At 69.3% G+C, this 14306-nt stretch carries 13 protein-coding genes and 1 pseudogene; 10 read left to right on the top strand and 4 right to left on the bottom strand.

Annotated elements, in window-relative coordinates:
- Nucleotides 1-158: 158 nt before the first annotated feature.
- Nucleotides 159-401: a type II secretion system protein E gene (locus BLASA_RS19980; RefSeq protein ID WP_014378056.1), complete on the top strand. Its 243-nt coding sequence runs from the start codon at nt 159-161 to the stop codon at nt 399-401.
- Nucleotides 402-925: 524 nt separating this feature from the next.
- Nucleotides 926-1057 (top strand): hypothetical protein, encoded by a 132-nt coding sequence (locus BLASA_RS26370; RefSeq protein WP_269446677.1) that lies wholly within the window; start codon nt 926-928, stop codon nt 1055-1057.
- Nucleotides 1058-2103: 1046 nt separating this feature from the next.
- Here the strand turns inward: BLASA_RS26370 and BLASA_RS25245 are convergent.
- The gene (locus BLASA_RS25245; RefSeq protein ID WP_014378052.1) at nt 2104-2268 is read right to left on the bottom strand and encodes a hypothetical protein; all 165 of its coding nucleotides are present in this window, start codon (nt 2266-2268) and stop codon (nt 2104-2106) included.
- A 998-nt stretch (nt 2269-3266) separates the two neighbouring features.
- On the opposite strand from BLASA_RS25245, the gene BLASA_RS19965 reads away from it, so the two are divergent.
- Nucleotides 3267-3890, top strand: a complete 624-nt coding sequence (locus BLASA_RS19965) for a GNAT family N-acetyltransferase (RefSeq protein ID WP_083878066.1) — start codon at nt 3267-3269, stop codon at nt 3888-3890.
- 784 nt (nt 3891-4674) lie between these two features.
- On the opposite strand, the gene BLASA_RS26085 is transcribed toward BLASA_RS19965, so the two are convergent.
- The 3 genes from BLASA_RS26085 to BLASA_RS19950 all read right to left on the bottom strand — a co-directional run bounded on the left by BLASA_RS26085 (nt 4675) and on the right by BLASA_RS19950 (nt 6050).
- A complete protein-coding gene (locus BLASA_RS26085; protein ID WP_014378048.1) occupies nt 4675-5010 on the bottom strand; it encodes a hypothetical protein in 336 nt (111 codons plus the stop codon).
- The gene (locus tag BLASA_RS19955; protein ID WP_014378047.1) at nt 5003-5659 is read right to left on the bottom strand and encodes a hypothetical protein; all 657 of its coding nucleotides are present in this window, start codon (nt 5657-5659) and stop codon (nt 5003-5005) included. The genes BLASA_RS26085 and BLASA_RS19955 overlap by 8 nt, the downstream gene beginning before the upstream one ends.
- Before the next feature lie 181 nt (nt 5660-5840).
- Nucleotides 5841-6050 (bottom strand): helix-turn-helix transcriptional regulator, encoded by a 210-nt coding sequence (locus BLASA_RS19950; RefSeq protein WP_041776771.1) that lies wholly within the window; start codon nt 6048-6050, stop codon nt 5841-5843.
- 1853 nt (nt 6051-7903) lie between these two features.
- Between BLASA_RS19950 and BLASA_RS23695 the strand changes: the two genes are divergently transcribed.
- The 7 genes and pseudogenes from BLASA_RS23695 to BLASA_RS19920 all read left to right on the top strand — a co-directional run bounded on the left by BLASA_RS23695 (nt 7904) and on the right by BLASA_RS19920 (nt 14297).
- Nucleotides 7904-9181, top strand: coding sequence for an MmgE/PrpD family protein (locus BLASA_RS23695; protein ID WP_014378044.1), 1278 nt, complete (start codon nt 7904-7906; stop codon nt 9179-9181).
- Complete coding sequence (locus tag BLASA_RS19940; protein WP_014378043.1) at nt 9178-10353, top strand: thiolase C-terminal domain-containing protein; 1176 nt, start codon at nt 9178-9180, stop codon at nt 10351-10353. The genes BLASA_RS23695 and BLASA_RS19940 overlap by 4 nt, the downstream gene beginning before the upstream one ends.
- Nucleotides 10344-10475, top strand: a pseudogene (locus BLASA_RS26610) (zinc ribbon domain-containing protein); the annotation flags it as partial. The gene BLASA_RS19940 and the pseudogene BLASA_RS26610, both read left to right, overlap by 10 nt.
- Before the next feature lie 18 nt (nt 10476-10493).
- Nucleotides 10494-10733 carry an OB-fold domain-containing protein gene (locus tag BLASA_RS26080; protein WP_041775867.1) on the top strand — a complete coding sequence of 80 codons (240 nt, stop codon included), beginning with the start codon at nt 10494-10496 and terminating at the stop codon, nt 10731-10733.
- Nucleotides 10734-10747: 14 nt separating this feature from the next.
- Nucleotides 10748-12259, top strand: coding sequence for a class I adenylate-forming enzyme family protein (locus tag BLASA_RS19930; protein ID WP_014378041.1), 1512 nt, complete (start codon nt 10748-10750; stop codon nt 12257-12259).
- Entirely contained in the window at nt 12256-13881 is a 1626-nt protein-coding gene (locus tag BLASA_RS19925; protein WP_014378040.1) for an acyl-CoA mutase large subunit family protein, read from the top strand. Before BLASA_RS19930 ends, BLASA_RS19925 begins: the two co-directional genes overlap by 4 nt.
- The gene (locus tag BLASA_RS19920; RefSeq protein ID WP_014378039.1) at nt 13878-14297 is read left to right on the top strand and encodes a cobalamin B12-binding domain-containing protein; all 420 of its coding nucleotides are present in this window, start codon (nt 13878-13880) and stop codon (nt 14295-14297) included. The genes BLASA_RS19925 and BLASA_RS19920 overlap by 4 nt, the downstream gene beginning before the upstream one ends.
- The last annotated feature ends 9 nt before the right edge of the window (nt 14298-14306 follow it).

Genomic DNA, 14306 nt, shown 5'->3' with positions numbered 1-14306 from the left:
CCAAACTGCCGCGTTCAGGGTCGTCCATAGCGGTCCACGGACGACGTGGCAGCCGTTTGACCTGCGTAACGGACTGCTGCGGACCACCGCGAATACAGGCAAGCCCCTCTGGCAGTGTGGATCAGAACTCCAGGGCTGCCCAGTCCCACGGTGGGGCAATGCTTCGCAGCGTGGCGTCGCCGCCGTTCTGGGTTACCGGGCCTGACCGGGTGTTCATCGCCCGGCGCGACCGCAGCCAGCTCACGTCGACGATCCTCGCGTTCGGCGAACTGACCGACCTGGTCGAGCGGATGCTTCGGAAGTCCGGACGGCGGGTCGACATAAGCACGCCCTTCGCCAACGCGACGATACCCGGCCGCTCGCCGCCGGACGCCGTGATCCCGGACATTACCTCCGGGTGAACCGTTGACCTGCACGGATTCTCATAACCTGCCCTATGACCTGCGCTTACAGGTATGGGCAGCCGTTGGCGGACGACGGCCAGTTGTGGACGTCCCGCGGACTATCTGCGGACTCCATGCGGACCAGGGTTGACCCCGGGATAGGTCGATGACCGTTCCGGAAGTTTGGCGAGCGAAGGCTCATCCAGCGACGGGGGCGCCGGGGCCCGATCCTGGCCAACGGTTACGCGGTGCTCGGTGGCCCACCAATCGAGTGACCACCGAAGGTGTCCCGCTTGGGCTGACGGGTAGGGCGACAGCCGACGAGGCGGGCCACAGGGGGTGGGGTGGCGATGATCGAGAGTCAGTGGATCACCTGGGAGCCGTGTCCCCGCTGCGGGGACACAGCGGCGGTTGGTTGGAGCGAGGTCGGTCGGTTCAGGGGCCCCATCGAGTTCGACTGCCACAACGACTGCCGCGTGAGCATCTGTGAGCTGGTGAGGACGTTCCCGCCCGAGCGAGCCACCCGCATTGAGCATCATCCCGTGGAGGACTTGTGCGACGCCTCGGAGGTCGCCTGCGACGCGGTGCGCCGGGGAGCTGTGGCCATCACGATCGCCGCCGGATTCGGGGGCGCGGCCCGGGTGACGATCGTCTGGCGCCCCGAGCACTCGTGACCGATGCGCGACGCAATCGGTAGTCAGGCCGATCGCTGCCAGGGGCGCAAACGACCGGCGAGCACACGCGCAATGCGACCGGTGGCTGGCCGCGGGCCAGTGGCAATGGCGTCAGCGCCGGACTCGGCTGCGGCCGCATCGTCCACGAGGGGTGCCGCGCGGAGGCCGGTCCGTGGCCGCAGCTCCGGCAGGCCCGGCGTGCTCGCGGCGTGCTGGCCGTACGACAGGCCGAGCGGTGAGATCGCCACGGTGTCGGTCAGCTCATCGACGTCATCAAGGTCAGGCTCTGGCTCAGGGGCACGGTGTCGCGCTCGGGAGGCAGCTGCTGAGCCTGGCTGCGCGTGGTTCCACTTCACGCGTTCTCTATCGGCAGTCCGTGGGCGCTCGTTGACCGTGCCAGTCGCGTCGCCGCTGGGCATGGCAGGGTTGATGATCACAAGACGGTCGGTGTCAGCGACAGGGAGTCGTGGTAGACGTTCATCACCAGTGAGATCTGATCTGCCGTGAGGATGTTCACGCGAAGGCCTCGCCGTCCTCCTTCACCTCCACGCAGCGCCAGTGGGTTGTGTCACCAGCGGTCGGTGAAGCGCACGTGGCAGTCCTGATGATTGGGCGACAGAGGATGAACCGGGCGGTGACGGTCGGCCGGCCGCTCACCGCCGTCCCGATCTTGAGATCAGGGTCCATCACATGATCTTGCCGGGGCCTGCGCTGGTCCCGGGCGGAACTTCCCATTCGCAATGTGGGAAAGCCGCCGCCCTCCACCTCCCATATCCTTGCCGATGTGACCTCCGACGCACCGACGGCGGCGATCGCCTGCCGCGGGTGCCCCCACGGATACCTGGAGCACGACGACAGCGGCGGCCACTGTGGCGGTCGGATCGGTGGGTTTTCCTCACCCGCGACCGCTCTGCCCTGCCCGTGTCCCGGGTTCCGGTGGGTCGATCCCGGCGGGCCAGCGGTGGGCAGCTACCGGGACCCGCCGAGCGCGCGCATGTAGGGCGCGACGCCACTGGCGGGTGGGCAACCTAGAGGAAGGTGAAGCTCTATGCGGCCCTTTCCGACTCCCTAGCGCGGTCGATCCACTGGCGCTTCTCACGCCTAGCCATGTCCGCCCAATCCCAGGAGATCGCCGTCTTCGCCCCTGTGAAGCGCCACATGTCGAACGCCTTGCGGCCGGAGAGCTCCTCGGCATCGGTCCAGTCGGACACGCAGTTCTCCTTGAGGGGAAGTCAGAAGAGATTCCCGCACATGGTGGCCTGACCGCCGCGAGCTGTCGAGACCCCCCCGTTATCTTTCGTGATCTGCGCATCCTTCCGATCGCCAGCCGAGGCTCTGCAAGGTTCCACTGCCTAAAAAGTCGACTGCAGGAGCTGGCGACATCCACCTGGGAGTCGACACCGCAGTTCAGCGTGCAGCCGCGCCCCGCCGCGCAACACGGCGGCAGGACTGCTGCACGGTCGGAGTCGGGGATCGAGACGGCGGGGTAGTAGCCCTCGGCAAGCAGCCCTGGGTCGGGAAGCCGGCCCCGGGGGCTGCACGCTCCTCACTCGCCGGGATGAGCTTGTCTCCGCCGCCGTTCCGGCGTCGCCGGCATCGGAGCCACTCTTGCCCATGCAGGTCCGGCCGACGCTTACCTTGCCTTGGGACGCCCTCGACTCTCAGAGCTGCGCCGAGGACGGGATGCCCGACTGGCAGACGCTGATCGTCGTGGGTCCGATGAAGCGGCGCGACGCCCACGGGCACGTGACGCTCGAGTGGACGGTGACCGCGGACTGTCGGCCGGCCGAGTGACACAGCCGGATCCAGCGCCAGGGCACGGAAGGCGATGACCGGGCGCTGCCCGATCGGCCGCTCGCGTGCCGGGCGAGGACGACGGCGTGCGACGTCAGCGCCCCGCCCGGTGCGCCCAGACATGTCGGCGAGGGCGTCGGACATCCGGGCGGTGCACTCCGCGGCCAGATCCAGGCAGATCCACGGCCTTCGATCACGCAGCACCAGAGACCGTCGGCGGAACCGAGGGGCTGACGATGTCGCCACGCGCAAGGAGGAAGGGGGCGACGAGCGGCGGCGGGTAGCCGTGGTGACGGTGTCGGTTGTTGCCGGATGACGTGGGTGGCCGAACTTCGTCGACTCGCCACGGGTCACCGGTTCCGTGACGGGGTACGACGGCGTTCTCGCCCATCGGTCGGCACCACCTCGGCCGGCGATGCGGATGGTGCCCGGCGATGCGGTTATCCCGGCGATGCGGATGGTGCCCGGCGATGCGGATGGTGTGAGTGCGATGCCACGGCAGGACGGTCCCGGTTCTCTGCAGCCGGTGCTGCGAATACGCCCGGCCGCAGATGTCGACGCGCCGAGGGTCGCGGCCCTGCACGGGGCCAGCGTCGCAGCCTCGGTGCGCGCGACCGGACGCGTCAAGGAGCATCCCGGCTCCTACGCCGACCGGCTGGTTGCCTACATCGAGTCCGTCCGTTCTCCCCGGCACGTCCTGCTGTACGCGGAGCTGTGGAGGAAGCCGGTCGGGTTTGCGTTGCTGGGGCCACCGTCGCGGAAGGCCGAAGCGGACGGCCGCGCGGTCGGCGAGCTCTGCCAGCTGCACGTGCTACCGACTCGCCGGCGCCGTTACATCGGCAGCGCCCTGCACGCGGCGGCCCTGCGCTGGTGGCGTCACACCGGCGAAGAGGAGGCCTGGTCGACGGTTCGCGATGATAATGTGCCGGCCCGCCGGTTCCTGGACCACCACGGCTGGCAGCTCACCGACCCGGCGCGTGACCTCGCCGGTGCCGTCCCGTGGCTGACCTACCGGTTGCCGCTCACCCGAATCGGTTGAGAGCACCCCGGGTGTCCTCACCGGGCCGTCATCAGCGCGGTCATCGCAGGCGCCGAAGCGGAGTGCGCAACGCCGTCGAACGAGCAGGCGCCCGAATCGCCGCCGACCCCGTTCTCGCTCAATAACCAGGGGGACGCTGACGCAGCCTGCCTCGCCTCCGCGGCCCGCTCACGGGGTGGCGATCAGTCCGTCCGCGCTCCTGTGGCGTGGTGGGGAGGCTGGCGGTCCGGTCGGCGCACGCCCCGATCCCCGTGGTGTCATGGTCTGGCCTTGCGGACAGAAGCTCCTTCGGGCCACGCTGCGCGTGGCGCCGGCTGCGTCGTCGAAAAGGTCGGCCTTGCGGGGCTGTGCTTGCTGATCCCCCGACCCGTCCGGCAGCTCAAAGTAGGGTCTTCGGCGCCGGCTCCTCCCGACCCCTGAGCAGCGCTCTGTGCCGGACGGGCCGGGGGAATGGGTGCCCCCACATGTGGTTCATGCGGTCGGCGGTGCGGGCGTGGGCGGCTTCCTCGGCATCGCTGAGCACGCAGTCGGTGCCGGGCGGGGTGGTCAGCAGTCGGGCGGTGAGCAGTCGGGTGTCGTCGGTGGGGGAGAGGTCGGAGCAGACCGGCCAGCCGTGCGAGAAGCGAGACCAGCTTGGTGGGCTCGGTCCGGCGGTGGCCGCTGGGGAGCGGCACGGCGTCGGCGTCGACCAGCTCGGCGATGTCGGGACCCAGCCCAGGGTGGCCGAGGGCGGCGGCGGTTCCGCACAAGAGGTCGATGTCGGCGGCGGGCAGGATGAGCGCGGTCAGCGGCGCGTGCTCGTAGCGGCCGTCCGGGGCGAGCAGCCGGCCACACACGGGCCGGGCCCCCGGGACTGGGTGGGCGCGAGGGCGCTGAGCAGGCGCTGCACGGCGGCGAGGGCGACCCGGCCGGCCAGCGGCGCCGGCAACCGCAGCGGCTCCGTGCCGGCGCCCGGATCCCGCCGGTCGTCGTCCTCCCACGTGCCCAGGCACAGCAGGATCTCCTCCAGGGCGCGCAGCGGCGCCAGCGGCTCGCCGTCGAGGTCGACGACCAGCACGGTGCGCTGCCCCGGCGGGGTCTCCTCGCTCGAGCCGTGGGGGCCGGTCGCCTGCTCAGCCACGGGCGGACCACCGCTCGGTGGCCGACCGGCCGGTCATGCCGGCGGCCCGGCCGATGTCGGCCCACGAGGCCCCGGCCGCGACTGCGGCGCGCACCGCCTCGTCCAGCGCGCGGGCGGCGGCGGCCTGCCGGGCGGCGGCCACCTCGACGTCTTCGAGGGCTTGCCATCCGGCGATGTGCCGGCGCCATTCCTGTCTCACCCGGTTCTCGTCGGCAGCCTCCAGATCGGCCCACGGGCCAGCGGTGGCCAGCCGCCGCACCGCGGGGTCGGCCAGCTCCGGTGGTACGCGGGTCCAGGGGGTGCCGCGCCAGCCGCAAGTGCAGCCGGCGACCCAGCCGACGACCGCGGCGTCGGGGCGCCACTCCTCGGCCTGGTCGACCACCTCCAGGCCATCCTCGTCGCTGGTGTAGGCGTGCACGATCCCGTCGCCGGGGAGAACCGTGCCGTCGGACCAGACGCCTTCGGCGGTGCAGCCGTCGCGGTAGGTCAGCCGCACCCGGTCGCCGTTGCAGGGCCCGTCGTCGGGCCCGCGGGCCACCAGAACACCGCGGGCGCTGCTGGCGCCGGGGCCTTGCGCGCCGTCGGCGAACACCGGCACCACCCAGCCCTCGTGCTCCTGGCCGTCGGCGACCGGGCCCATCCATCCCATCGCTCCTCCTCTCGATGCGCGTGAGCAGCGTCGCCGTTCCGGCGCTGCCGGAGCCCGTCCCGGCCGGCTTCTGTGGACGACCGTCGTCGTCCACAGCCGGGGGGTGGCCACAAGGCCTCACCGTGTGCCCGGAGTTCGAAGCGGCCCCGCGCCCCGTCCAGCCGCTCTCGGAGGCGAGCGGCTATCGGTGCGGGGACTGGTCTGCTTGTGCGTCGATCCAGCTGCGCAGGTCGGCGCGGCGGTAGAGGACGCGCCGGCCGAGTCGGAAGCTGTTCGGGCCTGTGCCGAGGTGTCGCCAGTACCGGAGGGTGGCGACGGGCGCGCGGAGCACGTCCGCGGCCTCGGTGATGGTGAGCAACTCGGGCTCGTGGTCGGCCGTGGGGGCGGGCATGGCTGGCTCCCGGAGGTCGTCGGTGGTGGGCGGTGCCTTCACCACAGAAGGCGCCATTTCGGGCCCGGTGGTGACACTTCACAGCCAGCCTTGTCTGACTGTCTCCGGTTGTTCTCCTGTAGTGGCGGCTGTGGCGCGTCACCTGCCAGCGACGGAGACCCTGCATCTGCCGACGCCGGGGGCGGCGCCGAGACAGCCGGTGCACCCCCCGGTGATGCGGCTGGGTTCGGCCCCGTCTTGGTAAGCGGTCTCCCGGACCGCCTCGTTCGTCTGCGGCCGATGCCCGGTTGTCACTCCCCGACGCTGTCCCTGACCGACCCGCGCCGCCCGCACTTCTGAGGCACGTTCTCCGGTAGGCAGACGACAGTCGGGGAACCCGTGTGCCCACAGGGACTGGAGAACCACTGGAGGCCCGCTGCCGGCCGGGGGTCCGTCCTCCTGTTGTCCTCCAGTCAGCCGATGCCGGCCGCGAGCATCGGGGCGCTCCTGCGCAATGGGTCCCTGTGGACAACGGCTCCTGTCCATAACATCCGGACGGACGCCCTCGAGCGGGCGCCGGCCTGGCCACGCTCGACTCATGGCGCGCGACACCGACCCCGGGCACGGCGAGACGTCGGGGCCCGTGACCGGTCCGCCAGGGTCTCCCGCGACGTGTCGGGTGATCGAGGCTCGCTGACCCGTGGGTCCGCCGTCGACATCGTTGTGCGGGGGCCGGTGGGGCAGTCCAGGAGCGCCCTTCGGGCCACGCTGCGCGTGGCGCCGGCTGCGCCGTCATCAAGGTCCGCCTGCGGCGGGCTGTCCTTGCTGGTCCCCCGACCCGTCCGGCAGCTCAGCGTAGGGGCCTCCCGCGCCATCTCCTCCCGACCGGACCAAGATCCTTCCGCCCTTCGGGCGCTGCGCTGCGGAAGCAGTCTTGGTCCGGTCGTCCCCCGCCGCCGCTCCCGGCCCCTGAGCAGAGCTCTGTGCCGGACGGGCCGGGGAATGGGTGGCAGGACACCCGTTCCGTAGTCCCTCGCGTACCGGTTTCGGCTCCGGTACCGGGAGGGTCCAGATGACCTGCGCCAGCAGCAACACCGGTGGGAGAGGCGGAGCCGGCCACGGCTCAGCGCGCTCGCGGTCCTGGCGCCGTGCACGAATACGCCAAACATCACCGGCACCGACGGGCACACTGACCGGGCCGCACCCGCCGCCGCGACGGCGACAGGAGCGGCAGGGGGTGCCGTCCGGTGGGACGCCGAGCGGTCGGCCGGGGCGAGGGTGCTGCGCGGGTATCGGGTCGCGCACGGTCTCCGACATCTCTCAGACCGAGGGCGACCCCTGCCGACGTCGCACCCGACCTGTTGTATGGCGCCGCCCCCGCCGCCCCCTCTGGAATCCCTGGCCCAGATCACCGCCCACGGCTACACGCCCACCCGGGAGTACTGCGGGCAGGCCCACGGCCACACGGGTCCACAGGTCCGCACCGTGCGGGTCCGTCCGGAGGACGCACACGGGGCGGTTGGCGCACGGAAAGCGCGACCACCAGACGAACGACATCTCCGATGTGGTTGACATCACTTCGTCTACCGGGGTACGCATAAACGGAACATCTGTTCCGTTCTGAAACACCGTCCTTGAGACCAGTCACGTAGGACGGTCGGCGATTGGGTGGGCATGGGCCAGGATCTCGACCACGACGGCGCTGCAACCTTCCCCGGGCCCGGCCCTGTATCTGCCAGTGCGCTCGTCGCGGAGCGGGCAGGTGCGCCGCACCCGCGGCCAAACGTCAATCCGTCCGCACCAGACGGCACACAGGTTGAGTGGCGTTCACTACTGGTGGGGACTAAGCGGCTTCGTTCCGGACGCCAAGCGCGATGACGGTCACCGGAGACTTGGCTGCATCGAGCCGACTGCCCACCGACACGGCCTATCTGCGCGTGCTCACGCTCAACAACATCGCCGCAGGCGCAGGAGACCTGGGCAGCAGTCGTCGACTGGTGGATCAGCTGCGGAACACGGCTCCTCCCTCACCGGGACAGGACGCCTTCGCGCTGGCGACCCAGTTGCATGCGCGGACCCAAGACGACTTCTTCCCTGCCGGCCGTTCGCACGTCGGTGCGGTGACCCTCGCCGCGGCGTTGGCCTTGGCAGACGAGAGCAGTGACCGATTTCTCGAGTCGCTGGCGGCCGGCTACCGAACCATGTGCGCGGTTGCGCGGGTGTACTCGGCAGACGCGCAGCAGCGCGGCTACCGGCCGTCCGGCCTGTTTGGCGCCTTCGGCGCCGCCGCGACAGCTGCAACCGCGCTAGGCATGTCGGCGGACGAGACGGCGAACGCAATCGGACTCGCCGCGGTCATGGCCGGCGGAACGAATCAGGCATGGCTCGACGGATCCGACGAGTGGCTCCTCGAGGTCGGGATCGCCGCCCGGGCCGGCGTGGAAGCCGCTCTGCTGACCCGGGTGGGTGCCATGGCAGCCCCGGAGGCGTTGGAAGGGGACGCTGGGTGGAGCACGGCCTTCTTCGATGATCCAGGCTCCGCACGGCTGACCGCGTCGATGTCAGCGGGTGCCCCGTCGATCGCCGAGATCGCGGTGAAGCCCTACCCGATCAGTGGTATCGCCCAGGTGCCGACCCACCTGGCGTGCGCCGCCCATGCCTGGCTCGCGGGTCGCAGGCCCCGGTCGGTCGTCGTCCGGATGTCGGAGGCAGAAGTCGGTTACCCCGGTACGCTCAACCGGGGCCCGTTTCGGTCGCGCGGCCAAGCGCTCATGAGCGTGTCCCACTGCGTCGCGGCCGGCCTCGCCGACGGCACCGTGCGGCTGTCGCGGCTCGACGAGCCGGGTCCTCTGGCCTCACTGGCGGATGTGGTCCAGGTCGTCCCTGACGCGACTTTGAGCGAGATGTCGGCTGTGCTCACCGTCGTCACAGGCGATGGCACGGAGACGTTCACCGGCGAGGGAGGCGCTCTCCTCTTCCCCACATCCGAGTCCGCTGATGTCCCAGCTTTGGCCGCGCACTGCGAGGCCCCGAGAGCGGTCGTACAGGCCGCACACGACGAGCTGGCTCACGACTGCCCGGATGCGGGCTTCATCAGGGCGCTCCTGGTCGACTCCGGCCGGGCGCGAGCTCAGGAGAGGAACAAGAGATGACAGACGTCGCCGTGGCCGGGGTCGGGATGCACCCCAGCGGACGCTTCCCCCATGCGTCGCTGAAAGACCTGGCGCGTGTTTCGGTTCTGCGGGCCCTGGATGACGCGGGCATGGGCGTGAAGGACATTCAGGCCGTCTACTCGTCGAACGCCATGGCCGGCCTGCTCCAAGGGCAGGAACAGATCCGTGGACAGTCGGTCCTGCGGGAGATCGGCATTGAACGGGTACCTGTGGTCAACGTCGAGAACGCGTGCGCAAGTGGGTCGAGCGCCTTCCGGGAAGCAATCATCGCGGTTCGAGCGGGAGTCGCCGACACCGTTCTCGCCGTGGGCTTCGAAAAGATGTTCGTCGATGAGCTGAATCGCTCGTTGAACGCCCTGGAGACTGCGGCCGACCTGGACGTGGTCGGCGGGCTGGGCCTCCAGTTCACCGCGGTCTACGCCCTGCGGCTCCGCAAGCGACTCGACGACGGCAGCCTGACACTGCAGGACCTTGTCGACGTGGCCGTGAAGAGCCATCACAACGGCTCTCTCAATCCGTACGCCCAGCATCGCAAGCCCGTGACAGCAGATCAGGTTCTGGCGTCCCGGCCGATTGCCGAGCCGCTCACACTGCTCATGTGCAGCTCGATGTGTGACGGCTCAGCGGCGGCCATCGTGACGCGAGCGGACCTTCCGAGCCGCACCGGGAAGCCACGCATCCTGGTGCGTGCCAGCGCGGCCGCCTCGGGTTTCACGGCCACGGAAACGCCAGGACCATCAACAGCGACGGGCTGTGCGCGTCAGGCCTACGAGGAAGCCGGCATCGGACCGGAGGACATCGACGTCGCCGAGGTGCACGACGCCATGGCACCGGGCGAGCTCCTCTACTACGAGCAGCTGGGTTTCTGTGAACCGGGCGGGGCCGCCGATCTGCTGCGCAGCGGTGCTACCGCCATCGACGGAAAAATTGCGGTGAATCCCAGCGGAGGGCTGTCCTCGCGCGGCCACCCGGTAGGCGCAACCGGCCTCGCGCAGATCTCTGAGTTGGTGTGGCAGCTGCGCGGGGAGGCCGAGGGCCGGCAGGTCACGAGGCCGCGCATGGCCATGGCCCAGAACAGCGGGGGGTGGCTGGAAGGCGAATCCGCCGCATCAAACGTCCACATTCTGGAGCGGACAGACCCATGGAATTGAGCGCGCACGAGTTCACCAACACTCGCGACCGGCCGCGCCTCGACCGCGACAGCGGACGACTCGTCGGCACGCGGTGCACGGAGTGCGGAGCGGTCTCCTGGCCAGGACGGGCCGTGTGCTATCGCTGCGGACAGGCGACCATGGCGATATCGGAGTTCGCCAACCGGGGAAGGATTCTGTCCTACACGACGGTCTGGGTGGCGCGCCCGGGCCTGGCGCCGCCGTACACACTCGGCCAGATCCAGTTGGACGACGACGGCCCCCTGGTTTTCGGGCACATCCGTGAACTCGGCGACGGGACTCGCGTCCCCGTCCCGGTCCGGATGGTCGTGGCCGACACGGATGACGCCGTCCCGCCGTTCTGGTTCGAGCCGGCCTGAGGGACTAGGGACCGATGGATCTCGCCTACCTGTTGCGCAACAGCGCCCGCTATCACCCGCAAGCGACTGCGGTGTCCGACGGTGAACACTCCCTGACCTTCGCCCAGCTGTCGTCACGGTCGGCCCGTCTCGTGAACGCGCTCACCGGGCTCGGAGCGCGGACCGGCGATCGGGTCGCCGTCCTGCTGCGGAACAGGTGGGAGTTCGCCGAGGTCGACGCCGCGCTGGCCACAGGAGGCTTTGTCCGGGTCGCACTCAACGCCCGCCTGGCGCTCGACGACTTCTCTTTCTGCCTCGCCGACTGCGATGCCCGGGTGATCATCACGGAGAGCTACTTCGACGAGATCGCGCTCGCGCTGGTCGAACGGCATGACGTGACCTGGATCCGCATGGACGGCGGTGACGTGCCGGCCATGGCTCGCGACTACGAGGACGCGCTGCAAGCGGGGCATGACGTAGCTCCGAGCCTCGGCGATCTGACCGATCACCCGGCCTGGATTTCCTACACCTCCGGAACCACGGGGCGACCGAAAGGCGTGGTGCTCAGTCACCGGGCCCTGGCGCATGTCGTCTTCAACGTGGCCCTCGAACTGGGACCGATGCACGACCGGACCTCGATGCTCCTTCCTCAAGCCTTGTCACACGGTGCCGGCTACATGCAGATGGCCGGTCTGGCGATGGGCTCGGCCAGCTACGTGATGCGTCAGTTCGACCCGGAGCGCGCAATCGCACTTGGGAAGCAGCACGGGATCACGACCTTGAAACTCGTGCCGACGATGCTGGCCACCCTCGTGGAAAGGCGCACCGAGGTGCCCTTCGAATCGGTGGTCTACGGCGCCTCCCCGATCGGTCCGCGACTCCTGGAAGAGGCACTGGATCTGATGGGTCCCCGACTCATCCAGATCTACGGGCAGTCGGAGGCGCCGGTCACCCTCACCGTTCTGCGCAAGCATGAACACGAGGGTTCCGGAGAGGAGCGGTTCTCCGCCGGCCGACCGTGGTCGACGATCGAGGCGCGCATCGTCGACGAGGACGGTCAGGACGTCGTCGCGGGCGAGGCCGGCGAGCTCATTGTCAAGGCTCCCCAGGTGATGGACGGCTACCACAACTTGGCAGCGGAGACCGCTGACGTCCTGCGGGACGGCTGGGTGTGGACGAAGGACATGGCCCGTGTCGATGAGCGCGGGTTCGTCTACCTGCTCGGACGCCGCGACCAGATGATCAACACGGGCGGATTCAATGTGGCCCCCGCCGAGGTGGAAGGCGTCGTCGGTCACCACCCTCGGGTCAAGGAGTGCGCGGCTTTCGCATTGCCGGATGAGCAGTGGGGCGAGGCCGTCGCCGTAGCCATCGTGCCTGCCGACTCGGACCCGATGGATCCGGCGGAAATCATCGAGTTCTGCCGACCCCGCCTCAGTTTCCGGCGCCCTCGGCAGGTTTTCTTCATTGAAGCAATGCCCTATTCGCCTTACGGCAAAGTCGACCGCCGGCGATTGATGCAGTTGATCGGAAAGGAAAACCCGTGACGAGGGAAGGCCGACAGTCGGCTAATGCCGAGGAGCGCTATTCGACGAGTGGGTTTCAGACCCGGCCCTTCTACGCGTCAGCCGACGTGGAGGGTCAATGGCTCGCCGAGGAGACAGACTTCCCGCCACCTGGCCGGTTCCCGTACACCCGCGGGTTCACGAGCGGCGGATATCGCGACGAACTCTGGGCGAGAGAGATGTACGCGGGATTCGGTTCCGCCGAGGAGGCCAACCGGCGCTACAGGTTCCTCATCGAGAACGGCGCCACTGGCGGTGTGTCGATCGCCTTGGACCTCCCGACCCAGATCGGCTATGACTCCGACGACCCGATGGCGGTCGGCGAGGTCGGGCGGATCGGTGTCGCCCTCGACAGCTACTCCGACATCGACGACCTGTTCTCGGGTGTTGACCTCGCCGGTGCCGGTCACGTCTTCTCGACCGCCAACTCCATCGCGCCGATCGTGTACTCGTGGGTGCTGACGTACTGCGAGCGGCACGACATTGATCCCGGGTCGTTCCGCCTGCAACTGCAGAACGACCCGATCAAGGAGTACGTCGCTCGAGGAACGCACTTCCTTCCCATCGAAGCGGCAGTCCGGCTCGCCACCGACGTCGTCATCCACTCCCACCGGACCACGCCTGGCTGGCTGCCGATCTCGGTGTCCGGTTCACACATGAAGCAGGCAGGCAGCAGCCCGCTGCAGGAGGCGGCCTTCACCCTGGCGAACGGGATCGCCTACCTCGCCGACGCACAGAACAAGGGCCTCTCCATCCCCGATTTTCATCCTAATCTAGAGTTCCATTTCTGCACGGAGATGGACTTTTTCGAGGAGGTCGCCAAGTACCGGGCTGTGCGCCAGGTGTGGTCGCGGATTGCGACCGAGCGGTTCGGCGTCCCCGAGGATCGACTTCGCTTCCGGCTCCACGCGGCCACCTCGGGACAGCCCCTCACCGCTCAGCAGCCGCTGAACAACATCTCGCGGATAACGCTGCAGGCACTGGCGCAGATCCTCGGAGGGGTCGAGGCCACCCGGACGGCGTCCTTCGACGAAGCCCTGGGGATACCGACGGAGGAAGCGGCCAAGACGTCGCTCCGGATCAACCAGATCATGGCGTACGAGACTGGCATCCCGGACACCACCGATCCCTTGGGCGGCTCCTTTTACGTGGAGACCCTGACGGGCCAGATGGCCCAAGGCATGGTCGCTGAACTGGACAAAATCGAGGAGATGGGCGGCGCCCTGGGCGCGGTCGAATCGGGCTACTACGCCCAGGCCCTCGCCGCCGGTGCGTACCAGCAGCAGGTGGCGCTCGACGAAGGCGACCGAGTCATCGTTGGCGTCAACAAGTACCGCAGCGAGGAGCCTCGTCCGTATCCACGGTTCACGGGGGACGAGCAGTCGGAGCAACGGCAGTGCGAGCGACTGTCTCGCCTGCGCGCGGCACGCGACGCCGACCGATGCCGGAAAGCTCTCGAGGACCTGCGCGATGCCTGCGCAGGGACGGACAACGTCATGCCGGCGGTGCACGCGGCCGTCGGGGCTGATTGCACCGTCGGTGAGATCTCCGGCGTATGGCGTGCCGTCTTCGGGGAGCACCACGAGACCAGGTCGGTCCTGTGAGCGACGTCCAGCGCCTGCGAGCCATCCTGGCCAAGCCAGGGTTGGACGGTCACGACCGTGGCGCCAAGGTCGTGGCTCGGGGCCTGCGCGACGCCGGCTTCGAGGTCATCTACACGGGTCTCCGCCAGACCCCCCACGCGATCGCCGTCGCGGCGATGCAAGAGAACGTCGACGTCATCTGTCTGTCGATCCTCTCCGGCGCCCACGTAGGCATCTGCGCCCGGCTGCACCAGGAGCAGGCCGCGCTGGGCACGGACGTCCCGGTGGTGGTCGGCGGCATCATCCCCGACGACGACCGCCCGGCGCTCAAGGCCTCCGGTGTGCGCGCCATATTCGGGCCGGGCTCGGGTCTGCCTGACATCTGCCGCGAGGTCAGGCGCATCGCAGAGGAGTACGCCGGTGCCCCGGCCGAGTGACGCGACCGG

Source organism: Blastococcus saxobsidens DD2 (assembly GCF_000284015.1).
Taxonomy (GTDB): domain Bacteria; phylum Actinomycetota; class Actinomycetes; order Mycobacteriales; family Geodermatophilaceae; genus Blastococcus; species Blastococcus saxobsidens_A.
The sequence above is the reverse complement of the archived record's forward strand: the minus strand, read 5'-3'. Positions and strand labels throughout refer to the sequence as shown.